The 17,223-nt window shown below is 76.5% G+C and carries 17 protein-coding genes; 6 read left to right on the forward strand and 11 right to left on the reverse strand.

Annotation, left to right across the window (positions count from 1 at the left end; translation table 11 throughout):
* Positions 1 to 65: 65 nt before the first annotated feature.
* A complete protein-coding gene (locus BUE45_RS01160) occupies positions 66 to 554 on the forward strand; it encodes an anthrone oxygenase family protein (RefSeq protein ID WP_073373999.1) in 489 nt (162 codons plus the stop codon).
* A 198-nt stretch (positions 555 to 752) separates the two neighbouring features.
* Here the strand turns inward: BUE45_RS01160 and BUE45_RS01165 are convergent, their stop codons facing one another.
* The 4 genes from BUE45_RS01165 to BUE45_RS32345 form a co-directional block, all read right to left on the reverse strand.
* Entirely contained in the window at positions 753 to 2,204 is a 1,452-nt protein-coding gene (locus tag BUE45_RS01165) for an FAD-dependent oxidoreductase (RefSeq protein WP_073374002.1), read from the reverse strand.
* Positions 2,205 to 2,271: 67 nt separating this feature from the next.
* On the reverse strand, positions 2,272 to 4,359 hold the full coding sequence (locus BUE45_RS01170) for a molybdopterin oxidoreductase family protein (protein WP_073374004.1): 2,088 nt from the start codon (positions 4,357 to 4,359) through the stop codon (positions 2,272 to 2,274).
* Complete coding sequence (locus BUE45_RS01175) at positions 4,356 to 5,756, reverse strand: MFS transporter (RefSeq protein WP_073374006.1); 1,401 nt, start codon at positions 5,754 to 5,756, stop codon at positions 4,356 to 4,358. The genes BUE45_RS01170 and BUE45_RS01175 overlap by 4 nt, the downstream gene beginning before the upstream one ends.
* A gap of 211 nt (positions 5,757 to 5,967) precedes the next feature.
* Positions 5,968 to 6,144, reverse strand: a complete 177-nt coding sequence (locus tag BUE45_RS32345; RefSeq protein WP_178378419.1) for a hypothetical protein — start codon at positions 6,142 to 6,144, stop codon at positions 5,968 to 5,970.
* A 143-nt stretch (positions 6,145 to 6,287) separates the two neighbouring features.
* Here BUE45_RS32345 and BUE45_RS01180 point away from each other — a divergent pair, with 143 nt between their 5' ends.
* Entirely contained in the window at positions 6,288 to 7,274 is a 987-nt protein-coding gene (locus BUE45_RS01180) for a GNAT family N-acetyltransferase (protein ID WP_073374009.1), read from the forward strand.
* Positions 7,275 to 7,397: 123 nt separating this feature from the next.
* Here BUE45_RS01180 and BUE45_RS01185 read toward each other — a convergent pair whose 3' ends face one another.
* Positions 7,398 to 7,658: a CsbD family protein gene (locus BUE45_RS01185; protein ID WP_342745976.1), complete on the reverse strand. Its 261-nt coding sequence runs from the start codon at positions 7,656 to 7,658 to the stop codon at positions 7,398 to 7,400.
* 98 nt (positions 7,659 to 7,756) lie between these two features.
* Here BUE45_RS01185 and BUE45_RS01190 point away from each other — a divergent pair, with 98 nt between their 5' ends.
* Positions 7,757 to 8,542, forward strand: a complete 786-nt coding sequence (locus tag BUE45_RS01190) for a DUF4253 domain-containing protein (protein WP_073374011.1) — start codon at positions 7,757 to 7,759, stop codon at positions 8,540 to 8,542.
* A gap of 291 nt (positions 8,543 to 8,833) precedes the next feature.
* On the opposite strand, the gene BUE45_RS01195 is transcribed toward BUE45_RS01190, so the two are convergent.
* Entirely contained in the window at positions 8,834 to 9,472 is a 639-nt protein-coding gene (locus BUE45_RS01195) for a class I SAM-dependent methyltransferase (protein WP_073374012.1), read from the reverse strand.
* Positions 9,473 to 9,544: 72 nt separating this feature from the next.
* On the opposite strand from BUE45_RS01195, the gene BUE45_RS01200 reads away from it, so the two are divergent.
* Positions 9,545 to 10,438 carry an NADP-dependent oxidoreductase gene (locus BUE45_RS01200; RefSeq protein ID WP_073374014.1) on the forward strand — a complete coding sequence of 298 codons (894 nt, stop codon included), beginning with the start codon at positions 9,545 to 9,547 and terminating at the stop codon, positions 10,436 to 10,438.
* Between the two features lie 70 nt (positions 10,439 to 10,508).
* On the opposite strand, the gene BUE45_RS01205 is transcribed toward BUE45_RS01200, so the two are convergent.
* A complete protein-coding gene (locus BUE45_RS01205; protein WP_073374016.1) occupies positions 10,509 to 11,273 on the reverse strand; it encodes a MerR family transcriptional regulator in 765 nt (254 codons plus the stop codon).
* 141 nt (positions 11,274 to 11,414) lie between these two features.
* Between BUE45_RS01205 and BUE45_RS01210 the strand changes: the two genes are divergently transcribed.
* Positions 11,415 to 12,230, forward strand: coding sequence for a thioesterase family protein (locus BUE45_RS01210; protein WP_073374018.1), 816 nt, complete (start codon positions 11,415 to 11,417; stop codon positions 12,228 to 12,230).
* Between the two features lie 536 nt (positions 12,231 to 12,766).
* Here BUE45_RS01210 and BUE45_RS01215 read toward each other — a convergent pair.
* Positions 12,767 to 13,528 (reverse strand): metallophosphoesterase, encoded by a 762-nt coding sequence (locus tag BUE45_RS01215; protein ID WP_073374020.1) that lies wholly within the window; start codon positions 13,526 to 13,528, stop codon positions 12,767 to 12,769.
* A 94-nt stretch (positions 13,529 to 13,622) separates the two neighbouring features.
* On the opposite strand from BUE45_RS01215, the gene BUE45_RS01220 reads away from it, so the two are divergent.
* Positions 13,623 to 14,237: an ABATE domain-containing protein gene (locus BUE45_RS01220; RefSeq protein WP_245832697.1), complete on the forward strand. Its 615-nt coding sequence runs from the start codon at positions 13,623 to 13,625 to the stop codon at positions 14,235 to 14,237.
* Positions 14,238 to 14,561: 324 nt separating this feature from the next.
* On the opposite strand, the gene BUE45_RS01225 is transcribed toward BUE45_RS01220, so the two are convergent.
* The 3 genes from BUE45_RS01225 to BUE45_RS01235 are packed head-to-tail and all read right to left on the reverse strand — an operon-like array spanning position 14,562 to position 17,151.
* Positions 14,562 to 15,458: a metal ABC transporter permease gene (locus tag BUE45_RS01225; RefSeq protein WP_073374023.1), complete on the reverse strand. Its 897-nt coding sequence runs from the start codon at positions 15,456 to 15,458 to the stop codon at positions 14,562 to 14,564.
* The gene (locus BUE45_RS01230; RefSeq protein WP_073374025.1) at positions 15,446 to 16,213 is read right to left on the reverse strand and encodes a metal ABC transporter ATP-binding protein; all 768 of its coding nucleotides are present in this window, start codon (positions 16,211 to 16,213) and stop codon (positions 15,446 to 15,448) included. Before BUE45_RS01230 ends, BUE45_RS01225 begins: the two co-directional genes overlap by 13 nt.
* Positions 16,210 to 17,151, reverse strand: a complete 942-nt coding sequence (locus BUE45_RS01235) for a metal ABC transporter substrate-binding protein (RefSeq protein ID WP_073374027.1) — start codon at positions 17,149 to 17,151, stop codon at positions 16,210 to 16,212. The genes BUE45_RS01230 and BUE45_RS01235 overlap by 4 nt, the downstream gene beginning before the upstream one ends.
* Positions 17,152 to 17,223: the final 72 nt, after the last annotated feature.

The raw sequence follows: 17,223 nt of genomic DNA on the forward strand, positions 1-17,223 counted from the left end.
CCGCGGGCGTACAATCCGCCCAGGCGGTGCGGACCCACGGAAAAAGAGCATGAGGTGGCCGGTAGATGGCGGACATGGTGTACGCGGTGGTGCCGGTGCTGTCCGTGGTGTTGACGGGATTGTTCGCCGGGCTGTTCTTCGCTTTCTCCATCGCGGTGATGCCGGGGCTGGGCCGGACCGGGGACCGGGTCATGATCGAGGCGATGCAGCGCATCAACGTCGCCATCCTCAACCCGTTCTTCGCGGTGGTGTTCATCGGCGCGCCGGTGGTGCTGCTGGGGCAGACGCTGCTGCACTGGGCGGTGGGGCGCACGACGGCGGCCTGGTGGGCGGGCACGGGCCTGGTGCTGCTGGTCCTGGTGCTGGCCGTGACGTTCGCGGTCAACGTGCCACGCAACAACACCCTGGACGGCGCCGGGACGGCGTCGCGGCTGGCGGACCCCGCGGCCGTGCGCGCGGGCTTCGAACCGGTGTGGGTGCGCTGGAACCACCTGCGCACCCTGGCCTCGGCGGGCGCCCTGCTGTGCACCGCCCTGGCCGTGACCGCGGGCTGACCGGGAGCGCCCCCGCCCCCTTCCCGCCCTCCTCCGCCGGGCCCGCGCGCACCCCGCCCGGCGCGGCGGTCCGAAGGCCCGCACCGGGCCACCGCGCGGGCCGCCGGGCGGTCACCGCGGGCGGCGGTGCCGCGCCGGCCGGGGAACTCCGCATGCCCGCCGCCCCGCCGCCCCGTCGGCGGGGCGGCGGGCACGGCCTCAGCCCACCGGGGAGCGGGTGTCCCACCCCGACAGCAGCGCGTCGACGTCGCGCACGCACCCGCCGCAGCCGGTGGTCGCCCGGGTGGCGGCGGCGATCGACTCCCGCGAGCGCGCCCCGTCCAGCCACGCCTGCTCCAGCTCGTCGCGGCCCACCGCGTTGCACCGGCACACCAGCGGGGCCCGCTGCTCCCCCGCCCCGCCGGCGGGCGGCGCGGGGGCGGTGCCCTGGAGCAGGGCCAGCCGGTCGGCGGGCAGCGGGTCGCCCGAGTCGTGCAGCTGCGACAGCACCGCGGCGGCCTCGGGGAACCCCAGCAGCACCGACCCCACCAGCCGGTCGGCGCGCACCACCAGCTTGGCGTAGCGGCCCCCGTGCGGGTCGCTGACGGTGAGCGTCTCCGGGCCCCCGTCCTCCGGGGCGTCGTCGGTGTGCACCTCCCCGAACGCGGTCAGCTCGATCCCCTCGGCCTTGAGCCGGGTCACCGGCCGCGACCCGGTGTAGCGGGCCTGCGGCTCGGCCCCGGTCAGCCGCCGGGCCAGCACCGCCGCCTGCTCCCACCCGGGCTGCACCAGGCCCGCCCCGCCGCCGGGGTGCTGGGCGCAGTCGCCCAGGGCGTGCACGCGCGCGTCGGAGGTGGCCAGGGTGTCGTCCACCAGGATGCCGTGCTCCACCTCGATCCCGGCGTCCCGGGCCAGCTCCACGTTGCCGCGCACCCCGGCCGTCACCACCAGGGCGTCGCCCGCCAGCACCCGCCCGTCGTCCAGCTCCAGGCCGGTCCCGGGGATCCACCGCGAGGCCACCCGCCAGGAGTGCACCCGCACCCCCAGGGCGTCGTAGCGCCGGCGCAGGATGTCGGCGGCGGCCCGGTCGATCTGGCGGCGCATGATCCACGGCGAGGACTCCACCACCGACACCCGGGCGCCGCGGCTCTGGAGGCCGCGCGCGGCCTCCAGGCCCAGGACCCCGCCGCCCAGCACCACCACCGGCGCTCCCGGGCGCACCAGCGCCAGCAGGCGGCGGCAGTCGTCCAGGTCGCGCAGCGCGCACACCCCCTCCCCCGGGGCGCCGTCGGCGGCCGAGACCCCCGTGACGGGCGGGAACGCGGCGCGGGCGCCGGTGGCCAGGACCAGCTCGTCGTAGTCCAGGCGGGTGCCGTCGTCCAGCGCCACGGTCCGCGCGGCGGTGTCCAGGGCCAGGGCGGCCACACCGGTGCGCACCACCACCCCCGGGGAGTCCGGGACGGGCAGCCGGATCTGCTCGGCGGTGTAGTCGCCCGCCACCAGGCCCGACAGCAGGACCCGGTTGTAGGCGGGGTGGTGCTCGGCGCCCACCACGCTCACGCGGACGCGCTCGCCCGCCGGGTCCAGGCGGGCGGCCTCCTCGGCGAAGCGGGCGCCGACCATGCCGTTGCCCACGACCACGATCCGGCGCGCGCCGTGCACGGTGTTCAACTGGTGCCTCCTGGGGATGGGGTGCGGGGCCGGACGGCACCGGACGGGCGGGTGCGGTGCGCGGGGGTCACGGTCCCGCCTCCGGCGGCGCCGGTTCCAGGCGCACGCCGCTCACCTTGAACTCGGGCATGCGGCTGACCGGGTCCAGCGCCGCGTTGGTGAGGTTGTTGGCGGCCTGCTCCCCGGCGTAGTGGAAGGGCAGGAACACCGTGTCCCGGCGGGCGCCCGGCTCCAGCCGCACCCGGGCGCGGGTGGTCCCGCGCCGGGAGGTGACCAGGGCGGCGTCCCCCTCGCCCAGCCCGCAGCGGGCCGCGGTGTCGGGGTGCACCTCCACGAACACCCCGGGCTCGGCCCCGGCCAGCTCCGGGACCCGCCGGGTCTGGGCGCCCGACTGGTAGTGGCCCATGATCCGGCCGGTCGTGGCGATGAGCGGGTAGGCCGCGTCGGCGGTCTCGGCCGGCGGGCGGTGCGCGACCGGGACCAGCCGGGCCCGCCCGTCGGGGTGGGCGAAGGAGTCCAGGAACAGGCGCGGGGTGGGCGCGTCCCCGGCCCGCACCGGCCAGTACAGCGCCTCCCCCGCGGCCAGCCGCCCCGGGGTGACCCCGGAGTAGTCGGCCGGGGCCCCGGCGGTGGCCCGGCCCAGCTCGGCCAGGACGGTGTCGGGGTCGGCGGGGAAGCGGTCCGCGGGCTGGCCCAGCCGCACCGCCAGCCCCGCCAGCACCTCCAGGTCGGTGCGCACCCCCTCGGGCGGGTCGAAGGCGCGGGTGCGGCGCAGCACCCGGCCCTCCAGGTTGGTCATGGTGCCCGACTCCTCCGCCCACTGGGCGACGGGCAGCACCACATCGCCCAGGGCCGCGGTCTCCGACAGCACGAAGTCGGCGGTGACCAGCAGGTCCAGCGACTCCAGCCGGGAGCGCACCCGGGAAGCGTCGGGGGCCGACACCACCGGGTTGGAGCCGAACAGCAGCAGCGCCCGGGCCCCGCCGCCCTCCCCCAGGGAGTCCAGCAGCTCGAACGCGGAGCGCCCCGGGCCCGGCAGGGACCCGGGGTCCACCCCCCACACGGCGGCCACGTCGGCGCGGGCCGCGGGGTCGTCGATACGCCGGTAGCCGGGCAGCTGGTCGGCCTTCTGCCCGTGCTCGCGCCCGCCCTGGCCGTTGCCCTGGCCGGTGATGCACCCGTACCCGGAGCCCTCGCGCCCGGGCAGCCCCAGGGCCAGCGCCAGGTTGATCCAGGCGGTGACCGTGTCGGTGCCCTTGGCGTGCTGCTCGCTGCCCCGCCCGGTGAGGATGTACGCCGAGCGGGCGCGGGCGGCGGCGCCCAGCACGTCGGCGGCCTCGCGCAGGCGGGCGGCGGGCACCCCGGTGACCTGCTCGGTGCGCTCGGGCCACCAGGCGGCGGCGTGCGCCCACGCGGCGTCGAACCCGGTGGTGCGCGCCTCCAGGTAGCCGTGGTCGACCCAGCCCCGGGACCCGGCCAGGTGCAGCAGCCCCAGGGCCAGTGCCAGGTCGGTGCCGGGCCGCGGCGCCAGGTGCAGGCCGCCGCCGTCCAGGGCCGCCCGGGCGGTGGCCGACAGGCGCGGGTCCACGACGATCAGCCGCGGCGCCGACAGGTGGCCCATCATCGGCGGCATGGTCTCCGCCGGGTTGGCGCCGGCCAGCAGCACGACCCCGGCGGCGCCGACGTCGGTCAGGGGGAAGGGCATCCCGCGGTCCAGGCCGAACGCCCGGTTGCCCGCCGCGGCGGCCGAGGACATGCAGAACCGGCCGTTGTAGTCGATCTGGGAGGTGCCCAGGGCCAGGCGGGCGAACTTGCCCAGGGTGTAGGACTTCTCGTTGGTCAGCCCGCCGCCGCCGAACACCGCGACGGAGTCGGGGCCGCGGGCGGCGCGCAGCGCCAGCAGGCGTTCGGCGACGTGGTCCAGGGCGGTGTCCCAGTCGGCCTCGGCGAACTCCCCGGCGCGGTCCTTGCGCAGCAGGGGCCGGGTGAGCCGGTCGGGGACGCCCAGCACCTCGGCGGAGGTCCACCCCTTGCGGCACAGGCCGCCGCGGTTGGTGGGGAAGGGGGCGGGCCGGACGGCGGGGCGGCCGTCCGGGCCCGCCTCCAGGTGCATGGCGCACTGGAGCGCGCAGTAGGGGCAGTGGGTGGCGGTCATCGCTGGACGGGCTCCGCCGTGCCGGCGGCGCGGTCCGCGCCGCCGGGGGCCGCGGTGCGGGGGCGGCGCAGGTAGACGACCCGGGTGACGGCCGCGCACAGCAGGTAGAACACGCCGAACGCGGCGAACGCGTGGGCGGTGGTGCCGAAGGCCGCGAACGACTCGCGGAAGGCGACGTTGATGCCCACCCCGCCCAGGGCGCCCACCGCCCCGATCAGGCCCAGCATGGAGGAGGACACGCGCTTGGTGCGGGCCAGCGCCCGCTCGCGCGGCTCCCCAGCGGCGATGGCGTCCTCCGCCTTGGCCGCGTAGATGGAGGGGATCATCTTGTAGGTGGAGCCGTTGCCCAGGCCGGTGAGGGTGAACATCACCGCGAACGCGCCGATGAACAGGCCCAGCTGGGAGGCCTGCACGGCCAGCACCAGCACCCCGGCGCACACCGCCATCGCGCAGAACACCCACAGGGTGACGCGCGCCCCGCCCAGGGTGTCGGCCAGGCGCCCGCCCACCGGGCGCACCAGCGAGCCCACGACCGGGCCCAGCACCGCCACGCCCGCGGCCTGCACCGGGGCCAGCCCGAACTGGGACTGCAGCAGCAGCCCGAACGCGAACCCGGTCCCGATGAACGACCCGAACGTGCCGATGTACAGCAGCGACATGATCCAGAAGTGGCGGTCGCCGGTGGCGGCCAGCTGCGCCCGCACGTCGCTGCGCACGTGGGTGAGGTTGTTCATGGACCGCCACGACCACACCAGGGCCAGCAGGATCAGCGGCAGGTAGAACAGCGGCACCAGGTACCCGGCGGCGGTGGTGAACACCGCGATGACGCCCAGGCCCACGAGCTGGACGGTGGCCACCCCGATGTTGCCGCCCCCGGCGTTGAGGCCCAGTGCCCACCCCTTCTCCTTCTCGGGGAAGTAGGCGTTGATGTTGGCCATGGAGGAGGAGAAGTTGCCGCCGCCCAGGCCGGCGGTGGCGGCCAGCACCATGAGCAGCCAGAACGGGGTGTCGGGGTTCTGGATGAGGAAGAACGCCGCGCCGGTGGGCACCAGCAGCAGCGCGGTGGCGGCCAGGGTCCAGTTGCGCCCGCCCAGGAGGGGGACCGCCAGGGTGTAGGGCACCCGCAGGACGGCGCCGACCAGGGTCACCACCGACAGCAGCAGGAACTTCTGCTCCGGGGTGGAGGCGAACCCGTTCTCCGGGACCATGAAGAGCACGAGCACCGACCAGATGCTCCAGACGGAGAACCCGATGTGCTCGGAGGCGATGGAGGCCCACAGGTTGCGGCGGGCGACGGCGCGCCCCCCGCCGTTCCAGAACGCGGGGTCCTCGGGGTCCCAGCGGGAGATCCAGCTCTTGCCCGTGCGCGGTGCGCGGCGGCCCGTATCGGAGGTCACGGCCGGCCCTTCCTATTCGGTGTCGGCTGACGTTACCGAAGGTAGGAACGGGGCGTTGCCTGGAGGTGTCGGTCCGTAACACGGGGGAAACAGTGGCCTCACCCGGAGGCGGGGGCGGTGGTGAGAACACCGTCGCAGCAGCTGGTCGCGGGGGTGCGCGGGGCCCGGCGGCGCCGGGTGTGGCCTTGGCCACTCCGGGGTCGCGGGGGTGCTATCCGGCGGATCCGCGGTCTGAGGAGGAGCCGCCGGTACCCGCGGCGGCGCCCATGGCCAGGCCCATGGCCACGCCGACGCCGATCCCCAGGGCGAGGTTGTCGAAGAGCATCCAGAACACGATGGTGAAGACGATCGCCATCGGGATGGAGAAGGCGGCGCTCTTGCTTTTCATGCGGGCTCCCGGGGGTGCGGTGCTGTCCGGTCCTTGGACGTGCCCGGTCGCCGTGCGGTTCCCGCGCACCGGGCGCGCACGCCGTCGCGCCCGGCCCGGCCGTGTCCGGGACAGGAGCGGGACGGGTGTGAAACGGTGGACGGGTGAGTCCTGTGGTGGAGGTCTTCGATCCCCGCGCGGCCGCCCCCGCCGACCTGGCGGCCTGGAGCGCGGTCCACGCGGCGGGCAGGCGCGAGCTGTCCGGCGGCTCCCCGGAGGCCGGGGAGCTGGCCGAGCGCCTGCGGCGCGGATACGGCGGCCCCGGCTGGCGCTGGGCGGGCCGGGTGCACGAGGGGGGACCGGTCCTGGGCACCGCGGAGCTGCGGCGCCAGCCCCACGACGGGGGGATCGGGTTCCTGCGGCTGTTCGTGGACGCGCCCGCACGGCGCCGGGGCCTGGGCACCCGGCTGCGCGCCGCCGCCGCGGACCGGGCGCGTGCCGAGGGCATGGCCCGCCTGCAGAGCACCGTCCTGGCCGGGCGGGCCGGGGAGTCCTTCGCCCGCACCAGCCCCCACCTGCGCACCCTGCTGCACCTCGAACTCCAGGTGCAGTCCTTCGACGAGGAGACGCTGGGCCGCTGCTGGCGGCTGGCCTCCGCGCCCAAGCGCGGGTACCGGTTCACCCACTGGGTGGGGGCGGCGCCCGCACCGCTGCTGGCGTCGTTCGGGCGGGTGATGAACCACCTGCTGGACGCGCCCGGCGCCGCTTTCCAGGAGGAGCCGCGCCGCTGGGGGCCCGAGGACGTGCGCGGCTGGGAGCGCCGGATGACCGACGACGGCTCGCGGCTGCTGGTGGGGGCGGCGGTGGACCGCACCTCCGACGAGGTGGTGGCGGCGACGGTGTGCACCGTCACGCGCGGGCCGGTGGCCGACCAGCACGACACCGCCGTGCTCCCCGCCCACCGGCGCCGGGGGCTGGCCAGCCGGGTCAAGGCCACCCAGACCCTGCGGGTGCACGAGAACTTCCCGCACGTGGAGGCGGTGGCGGTCACCCTGAACCGGGAGAACACCGCGATGCTGGAGGTCAACCGGCTGCTGGGCTACCGCCGGACCGCCGAGCGGCTCCTGGTCGAGGACGACCTGCGCCCCTGAGCCCGCGGACCGGCCGGGCCCGCCGGGCGCGACCCGGGCCCCGAACGGCGGTGCGGTGCCGTCCGGCCGGGGCCGGACGGCACCGCACGGGCACCGGAGCGGGATGCTCCCGGGGCGAGGCGCTCAGGGGCGCTCGCGGTCGGAGGTGAGGGCGTCCTTGACCTTCTCCCCCGCCTGCTTGACCTTCGCCTTCTTCTTCTCGGTCCGGCCCTCGGCCGCCTGCTCGCGGTTGCCGGTGGCCTCGCCCAGCCGCTCCTTGGCCTTGCCCCGGACCTCGTCGAACTTGTTCGGTCCCTTGTCGTCCTCGGCCATCGTGACCTCCCGGTCGTCGCCGTCGTCGCGGTCCTGGTGCGGCCACTGACCGTTCCGCGGGTTTTCATGCACGGCGGCGGGTCCGGGCCGGTGGCCGGAGCGGGCGCCGGGCGCCGGAAGTCGGTAACCTGCCCTGGCGATCTTCTCTTCAGCAAAGCGAAGGACCCCCCATGGAACCGCAGGCCGACCTCTCCGTCGCGCTGCCCCCGGGCAAGCCCGCCACCGCCCACGACGGCTCCCCCGTGCTGTGGATCAGCGACGGCCCCGCCCCGGAGGGGCTGTGGGCGCGGCTGCGCGCCGCCCACCCCGAGTCCGGCTGGTGGCCGCTGCTGCTGACCTCCATGGCCGGCGAGGACGGCGACCGCCCCTGGGAGAGCGGGGAACTCTCCCCACCCGCCCCGGAGGCGGCGCGCGACCACGACGTGGCGGAGGTCCTGGCCAAGGCCTGGCGCGACTCCACCCAGGTCGACGAGGAGTACCGCGACCTCGTCCCCGAGCAGCGGCTCGCCGTGACCGCCCCCCACGGCGTGGAGTGGCCCGGCCTGGCCCCGCGCACCCCTCTCACCGCCGACCCCGGCGAGGCCGCCGACCGCAGCGCCGCGTGGCTGGCCCGGCGGCCCAACCCGCGCCTGGGCCTGGTCCGGGCGGCCTCGGGCGCCGAGGCCCTGAGCGTGATCGGCTGGCAGGGGGCGGTCAACCACGGCCTCGACGTCACGGTGCTCTCCGCGGTCCTGGCGGACTGGGAGGAGCGGTTCGGGACACGCCTGGTCATGGTCGGTTTCGACACCCTGGCGCTGAGCACGGCCTCGGTCGTCGCCGACCGGGAGCAGGCGGCGCGGGTGGCCGCCGAGCACTTCGCGCTGTGCCCCGACAACGTCTGGCAGGGCACGGGCAGCCTGGACTCCTACGCCGATTCGCTGGTCGGCGACGAGACCTGGTCCTTCTGGTGGGACTGACCCCCGGACGCCGGGCAACGGGTACGGCGGGGCGCTGACGGCGGCGGTGTTCCCGCCGGCCGCGCCCCGGGCGATGAGGTGCCGGAACCGGCGCCGCACCTCCCGGCGCGGGGAGTGGTCCCCTCGGCGGCGGTGGAGGAGGCGAGGGGCCCGCCGGCCGTCCGGTCCGGCCGTGCGGCCCGCTCCCGGGCACCCGCGGAGCCGAGGAGGTGCGGCGACCGGTCGGACCCGCCCCGCGCGCCGCCGGTGCGCCCGCCGGGGTGCCCGGCCTCCCGGACGGCGCGGGGCTCCTCACCCCGGCGCCCGCCACACCAGGGAGTGCCGCCAGAACAGGTGGCGTCGCAGCCGCACCCCCGGCAGCACCCGCCCCGCCTCGCGGGCGATCTCCGGCAGCGTCATCGCCGCCGGGGCCGTGGGCGCCGTCATCGACTCCGGCCGCGCCCGGCGCCCGCGCGCCCAGCCCACGGCCAGGTTGGCCGGGACGGCGGCCGCATCCACCAGGTGGTCGGTGAACCGGGACGACCGGTGCACGCCCAGCACCAGCAGGGTCCCGCCCGGCGCGAGCCGGCCGCGCAGCCGCTCCAGGGTCGGCGCGAACGGCAGGTGGTGCAGCACCGCCACGCAGGCGATCACGTCGAAGGGGCCCGCGGGCAGCTCCCGGCCGGCGTCGCCCACCAGGAAGGAGACGCCCGGGCGCTCCCCCGTCGCCGCGCGGGCCAGGTCCACCACGCGCGGGTCGGCGTCGACGCCGACCACCTCCCCGGCCCGGTCGGCCAGGGCGCGCACCAGCTCGCCGGTGCCGCAGCCCACGTCCAGCGCGCGGCCGACCCGCGCGGGGACCCGGTCCAGGAGCAGGCGGTGGTAGTGGGCGTTGTGGTCCCAGGGGTGGGCGTCGTTGAACCGGTGGACGGCGGCCAGGGGTCCGGGCATGTCTCCTCGTTCGGGACGGGTCGGGTCGGGCAGATTAGGCTAGGCGACCCGTGGGACGAGAGGAACGACCTGATGCACGCTGTCCGTTTCGCCGAGTACGGCCCCCCTTCCGTGCTGACCGTGGTGGAGGCCGACCGGCCCGAACCGGGCCCGGGGCAGGTGCGGGTGGCGGTCAAGGCGGCCGGGGTCAACCCGTTCGACCTCAAGGTGCGCTCTGGCGCGATGCGGTTCGGGACCCTGCCGCGCGTCCCGGGCGCGGAGGTGGCCGGAACGGTGGACGCCCTGGGTGAGGGCGTCTCGGACACCGCGGTGGGCGCGGCGGTGGCGGGCTGGGCGGCGACCGGCGGCTACGCCGAGTACGCGCTGCTGGAGACCTACGCGCCCAAGCCCGAGGAACTGGACTGGGCGCAGGCCGCGGCGCTGCCGGTGGCCGGGGAGGCCGCGCTGCGCGCGCTGGAGGAGCTGGCCCCGCACGCCGGGGAGACGCTGCTGGTGCACGGGGCGTCGGGGACGGTCGGCGCGGTGGCGGTGCAGTTCGCGGTGGCCGCGGGGGTGGGCGTCGTCGGCACCGCCGGGCCGGCGAACCTGGAGCGGGTGCGGGGGCTGGGCGCGGTCCCGGTCGCCTACGGCCCCGGGTGGGCCGACCGGGTGCGCGCAGCCGCCCCGAGGGGCGTGGACGCGGTGCTGGACGCCGCCGGGCACGGGATCCTGCCGCAGGCGGTCGAGCTGCGCGGCGGCACCGCCGAGCGGGTGCTGACCCTGGTGGACGGGGCCGCCCAGGAGTTGGGGGTGCGGTTCTCCTCCGGCGGCGGGCGGAGCACGCAGGTGCTGCGCACCCTGTTCCGGGCGCAGGCCGAGGGGCGGCTGGTCCTGCCCGACCCGCGGCTGATGAGCCTGGCCAACGCCGCGCAGGCGCACGCCGAGCTGGAGGCGCGGGGGTCGGGCAAGATCGTCCTCATCCCCTGACCCCGGACCGGTGGGCCGGTGGCGCGGCCCGGGGCGGGGGCGCGGACGCCGCGCCCCCGCCCCGGGGTCCTCAGCCGCGCTCGCGGCGGTCGGCGTTGGCGGCGAAGGCGTCGCGCAGGTAGGCGCTCAGCCCGCTGCCGTGGGAGTCGACGGTGGCGGTGAACCGCTCGTCGTCGACGTACAGGGCGCCCAGGCCGCGGTGGGCCTGTGTGGTGCAGTCGTAGAACCAGCGGGTGATGTGGTCGCGGTGGCGCTCGGCCAGGTCGGTGGCGCGCTCGCCGTCGGCGGGCGCGCCCTCGGCCATCGCCGCGGCCAGGGCCCGGTAGATCTCGGCGGCCTCGGCCTGGTTGCGCTTCCAGTCCTCCTTGGTGTAGTTCTTCACGTCGCGCTGGGCCTTGGGGTAGAAGTCGCAGGCGCCCCAGCGCTGCTCGGCCTCGGCGGCGTGGGCGTCCACGTCGAAGTCGCCGAAGAGTTCGAGGCGTTCCTCGGGGGTGAGGTTCAGTTGCATGGTGTCGGCCTCCAGAAGGCGTTCCAGGCCGTGCGCCAGAGTGCGCAGGCGTTCGATGCGTTCGGTCACCAGCCGGTGCTGGCGCAGCAGGTGGGCGCGGGTGTCGGAACCGGGGTCGTCGATGATCGCGGCGATCTCCTCCAGGCCGAAGCCCAGTTCCCGGTAGGTGAGGATGCGGCGCAGCCGCTCCAGGTCCCCGTCCGCGTAGCTGCGGTGGCCGGCGGGGGTGCGCTCCGCCGGGACGAGCAGTCCGATGTGGTCGTAGTGGTGCAGGGTGCGCACGGTCTGTCCGCTCAGGCGGGCGACCTCGCCCACGGTGCGGCCCATCGGTCCTCCCCGTGTCCGTGCAGGTGGCGGGGGATCTCCCCGGTGTCTTCGACGGTAGGGGCTCACGTCGCGTCAGGGTCAAGCCGGTTTTTCGCGTGTCCGTGCGGCGCACCCGAACCTACCGGCGGGTAACATCGGGGCATGAGTCCTGACCCCACGACCGAGCGGTACCGGTTCGACCGCGACACCCGCGTCGAGAAGCTGGCCGACGGCGAGTTCGCAGCCGCCCTGACCGACGCCTGGACCACCTTCACCTCGCACCCCAACGGCGGGTACGTCCTGGGCACCGCCCTCAACGCGCTGCGCCAGGGCCTGGGACAGCCCGACCCGCTTGCGGTCTCCGCGTTCTTCCTGCGCCCCGCCGCGCCGGGCCCGGTCACCGCCCGCACCGAGGTGGTCCGCGAGGGCCGGCGCACCGCCACCGGCCAGGTGGTCCTGGAGCAGAACGGCAAGGAGGTGCTGCGCGCCACCGCCACCTACGGCGACCTCGCCCCCGACCCGGCGGCCCGCGTGCTCACCCTGGACACCCCGCCCGACCTGCCCGCACCCGAGGACTGCCCCGTCCCCGCCGAGTTCGCCTCCGGCCCGCAGGGGCTGAGCATCGCCGACAGCGTCGAGTACCGCTACCCCGCCCGGCCCGGCTGGCTCGACGGGAAGAAGGACGGCAGCCCCCGCGCCGAGTTCTGGATGCGGTTCGCCGACGGCCGCGAACCCGACGTGCACGCCCTGCCCTCCATGGTCGACTTCGCCCCGCCCGCCGTCCTGGAGATCGGCGAGTTCACGACGATCACGGTCGAGCTGACCGTCCACGTGCGCGCCCGCCCCGCCCCCGGCTGGCTGGCCTGCCGGGTCTTCACCAAACACGTCGCGGGAGGCCTGCACGAGGAGGACATGGAGATCTGGGACTCCGCCGGCACCCTGGTCGCCCAGTGCCGCCAGCTCGCCATGCTCCTCTGACCGGCGGCTTCGCCCGACCGGTCCCGGCGGGTCCCCCGGCTCGCCTAGAATCCCAACGGGTCCGACGGCGCCCGGCCCGACCTGCGCGGGCCCGCCGGACCGGGAGGAGACCCGACCCGGCCGCGTCCGCGCGGCCACCGGTTCGGTCGGGGGCCTCCCGCTCACCGGGGCCGCCACCGACTCGTGGCGGCCCCGAGGTATGTCCCGGCCGGCGACCGCCCCCGGGCCCGCACCGGGTCCGCGGGGACGCACACCGGCCGCGGGGGCGCCGACCGCGCGATCGCGGCGGGTGGCCTGCCCGCCCGTGCCCGGCCACCGCGACCACACCGTCTCCGGCGGCCGGTGACGCGGGCCCCGTGCCCGGGCCCGTAGGAGGAACCACGCGTTCGCGGCAGCGCGCGGGCCCGTGCCCGGGCGGCTCGGCGGCACCCTCTTCGGTGTCCGGTACCGGGAGCCCCGCAGCCGGTACCGCTGTGGGAAACGCGCGTTCGCGCCGCACGGGCACCGGCCGCCGGGACGGCGCCGGCCCCGCCCGCTCAGACCTCCGCGCCGGCGCGCATCACCGCGCGGAAGTGCGTGGTGAGCCGCTGGTGCTCGTCCAGGATGTGGAAGGCCACCCCCGGGGGCTGCTCGCGGTCGGCCACCGGCTCCCCCTCCCAGGGCATGCGCAGCGTCCACGTCACCCCCGGCGCCAGCAGCAGCGGCCGGCCCGCGAACGTGGTCGCCCCGCCGGTGTGCGCGTGGCCCACCAGGATCCCCGCCACCCCCGGGTGCGCGTGCAGCAGCCCCGCCAGGTCGTCGGAGTTGCCCAGCCGCATCGAGTCCGGCAGCGGGTGGTGCACCCGCACCGGCGGGTGGTGGAAGGCCAGCAGCGCCGGGGTGCCGGCGGGCAGGTCGTTGAGGGTGTCGTTGATCCACATCAGGGTGGAGGGCTCCAGCCGCCCGCCGTCCTCGCCCGGGATCGTGGAGTCGCAGGCCAGCACCGCCGCCCCCGCCACACGGTGGACCCGGTTGAACGGCTCCGCCGAGGCCGGCTCCCCCAGCAGGCGGGTGCGCAGTCCCTCGCGGTCGTCGTGGTTGCCCGGGCACACGATCACCGGGAACGGCAGGTCCAGCAGCCCGGCCGCCTCCTCGTACTCCTCGCGCGAGGGGGTGTCGGCGATGTCCCCGCTGACCAGCAGGGCGTCCGGGGCCTGCGGCAGGTCGCGCAGGTAGGCCACCGTGCGGCCGGCACGCTCGGTGGCGCGCTCCGAGCCGTCCAGGTGCAGGTCGCTGATGTGCGCGAGAAGAAGAGTCATCGGGGTCCCTTCCGGATTCACCGGAGACGAGGTTCTAACGGATAAGTTACTGTTAACCGTTAGAACGCTAGCCCGTGGGGAAGGATGCGGGCAAGTGGGGGAACCGGTGGACGAGCGGGGGATCATGGACGGCCGACTGGCGCTCGAACTGGCCGGGACGATCCGTCACGACGGCTCCGGCCGGGTCGCCGACGACCTCGACGGCGCCGGGGGCACCGCCCGCTGGCTGGCCTCCGTCGCCGCCCTGCTGCCGGACGGGGCGCCCGCACGGGTCGACGAGGAGATCCACGCCCAGGTGGTCACCCTGCGCGGGGCGGTGCGCGCGCTGTTCGCCCGCGCCGTCGCCCCCGGCCCGCCCAGCCCCGCCGACACCCACCTCCAGCCCCCCGCCGACGAGGCGCTGTCCCTGCTCAACGCGGCGGCGGCCCGCCAGCCGGTGGTCCCGCGGCTGCGCTGGGAGGGACCGGACGTGCCCAGCGTGGAGTACGCGCCCGGCGGCGGCTGCCCCGACGCGGTCGCGGCCCTGGCCCGCGCCGCCATCGTGTTCCTGGACGGCCCCGAGCGCGACCGCCTGCGCGCCTGTACCGCCCCGAGCTGCGCGCGCTACTTCGTCCAGGCGCACGGCCGCCAGCAGTGGTGCGGCACCGCCTGCGGCAACCGGGCCAGGGCCGCTCGCCACTACCGCCGCCACGCCGCCGCCCGCACCTGAGCGGCGCCCGGCCCCCGGGACACCGGGCCGCGGCGGCTCTGTGACGGCTCGGCGGACCGGCGCCGCGACCGCCCCGCCACGGGCGGCGTCCGGGGCGCCGTGCTCCCGCAGGAAGCCGGTCCCCGATGCGGCCGGGCCGACCGGGCCGTGCGGGGGCCGGGCGCGGGTCGCGCCCGGCGGCACCGCCCACCGGCCCCGACCGGTGGGCGGGGTGACTCCCCCGTCCACCGGTCGGCGATGCGGGGACCGGCCGCAGGCGCACCGCCGCACGGGCGCGGTCCGCCGCTCCGGGCGGTGCCACGGGCGGCGGCCGGGCCGCCGCCCCTACCCGCGCGGGGCGCCCCGGTCCGCGGCCGGGCGTGCCCGGCGCCGCCGGCGGCGCCGGCCCAGCACCCCGTGCAGCGGCGAGAACAGGTAGGCCAGCGTGAACGCCGACGCCTGCGCCAGCACCACGCACCCGCCGGTCGACACGTTCAGGTGGTAGCTGGCGAACACCCCCGCCACCGCCGCCGCCACGGCGACCCCCACCGAGATCGCCAGCATCCGCTCGAACCGGTCGGTGAGCAGGTAGGCGGTCGCCCCCGGGATGATCACCATCGCCACCACCAGGATGATCCCCACCGCCTGGAGGGCCACCACCACGGTCACCGCGAGCAGCCCCAGCAGCAGCGTCTCCAGCAGGCGCGGGTCGATCCCGATCGCGTGGGCGTGCACCCGGTCGAACGCGTACAGGGTCAGGTCGCGGTGCTTGAACCACACCACCGCCAGCACCACCGCCGCCAGCACCAGGATCTGGACGATGTCGGCGTCGGACACCCCCAGCACGTTCCCGAACAGGATGTGCCCCAGGTCCGTCTGGCTGGGCACCGCGGACACCAGCACCAGCCCCAGCGCGAACATCGCGGTGAACACCACCCCGATGACCGCGTCCTCCTTGACCCGGGAGGTCCGGTTGACCACCCCGATCAGCGCCACCGACCCGGTGCCGAACACCAGGGCGCCCAGCGCGAACGGCAGCCCGAACATGTACGACAGCACCACACCGGGCAGCACCGCGTGGGACACGGCGTCGCCCATGAGCGACCAGCCCACCAGGGTCATCCAGCACGAGAGCACCGCGCACACCGCCCCGGCCGCCACGGCGACCAGCAGCGCCCGGCGGACGAAGTCGAACTGCATCGGCACGGCGAACCAGTCGACGGCCGCGGTCAGGAACTCCACCGCTCCCCCTCCCCCCGCACCGGGACGCCGAAGGCCTCCAGGACGGTCTCCGGGCGCAGGACCTCCTCGGGCGCCCCCCGGGCGACCACGCGCCGCTGGAGCAGCACCGCCTCGTCGCACAGCTCCGGCACCCGGGCCAGGTCGTGCGTGGACAGCAGCAGGGTGCGGCCCTCCCCGCGCAGCCGGCGCAGCAGCGCCGTGATGGTGGCCTCCGACCCCTGGTCCACCCCCGCGAAGGGCTCGTCCAGCAGCAGCACGTCCGGCCCCTGGGCCAGCGCCCGGGCCACGAAGGCGCGCTTGCGCTGGCCGCCCGAGAGGGCGCCGATGCGGCGCCCGGCCAGTCCGGCCAGGTCGGTGCGCTCCAGCGCCCGCTCCACGGCCTCGCGGTCGGCGGCGCGGGGGCGCCGGCGCGGTCCCATGTGCCCGTAGCGGCCCATCATCACCACGTCGCGCACGCTCACCGGGAAGTCCCAGTCGACCTGCTCGGCCTGGGGCACGTACCCGACCAGCCCCCGGCGGCGGGCGGCGGCGCCCTCCAGGCCCAGCAGCCGCACCCGGCCCCGGTCGGTGCGCACCAGCCCCAGAATCGCCTTGAACAGGGTCGACTTGCCCGAGCCGTTGGTGCCCAGCAGCCCGCAGATGCGGCCCGGCTCCACGGACAGCGACACCCCGTCCAGGGCGAGCACGTCGCCGTAGTGGACCGTGGCGTCCACGACCTCGATGGCGGGCGCCCCCGGCGGCGCGGCGGCGCTCACGGCCGCGCCCCGGAGAGCCCGGCCACGATGGTCTCGGCGTCGTGGCGCAACAGGTCGAGGTAGGTGGGCACCGGCCCGTCCGCCTCCGACAGGGAGTCGACGTACAGGGGCCCGGCCAGCTCGGCGCCGGTGGAGCGGGCGACCGAGCGCTGGGTGCCGTCGTTGACGGTGCTCTCGCAGAACACGGCGGGCACCCCGTTGTCCTCGACGAACCGGGTGACCTCGGCGATGCGCCGCGGGGTGGCCTGGCTCTCGGCGTTGACCGGCCACAGGTACATCTCGGTGAGCCCGGCGTCGCGGGCCAGGTAGGAGAAGGCGCCCTCGCAGGTGACCAGGGCGCGGGCGGGCTCGGGGACGGCGGCCAGCTCCTCCTCCAGGTAGTCGCCGACCTCGGTGATCTCGGCCTTGTAGGCGTCGGCCGCGGCGGCGTAGTCGGCCTCGCCCGCGGGGTCCAGGCCGGTCAGGGCGTCGCGGATGTTGTCGACGTAGACCAGGGCGTTGTCGGGGGACATCCAGGCGTGGGGGTTGGGCTCGCCCTCGTAGTCGCCCGAGGAGATGGGCAGGGTCCGCACCCCCTCCGAGAGCACGGCGGTGGGGGCGTCCACGCGTTCGGTGAACTGCGCGAACCAGGCCTCCAGCCCCAGGCCGTTCTCCAGGATGAGGTCGGCGTCCTGCCCGCGGACGAGGTCGTCGGGGACGGGCTCGTAGCCGTGGATCTCGGCGCCGGCGCGGGTGAGGGAGGCGACCCGGACCCGGTCGCCGGCGACGTTGGCGACCATGTCGGCCAGGACGGTGAACGTGGTCAGGACCAGGGGGCGCCCGTCGTCCCCGTCGCCGGAGGGGTCCCCGGCGGGGGTGCAGGCGGCCAGGGCCAGGGCCAGGACGAGCGGGGCTGCGGACCAGCGGTGGAAAGGGGCCCGATCTTTGAAGTTCGGCACACCTAACTTTTTACCACGTACGTGCCGAACTATGCGTGCCGGGAGTCGCCTCCCCACCGCCGCCGCCCCGCG

This window comes from Nocardiopsis flavescens (genome assembly GCF_900141985.1).
GTDB lineage: Bacteria > Actinomycetota > Actinomycetes > Streptosporangiales > Streptosporangiaceae > Nocardiopsis > Nocardiopsis flavescens.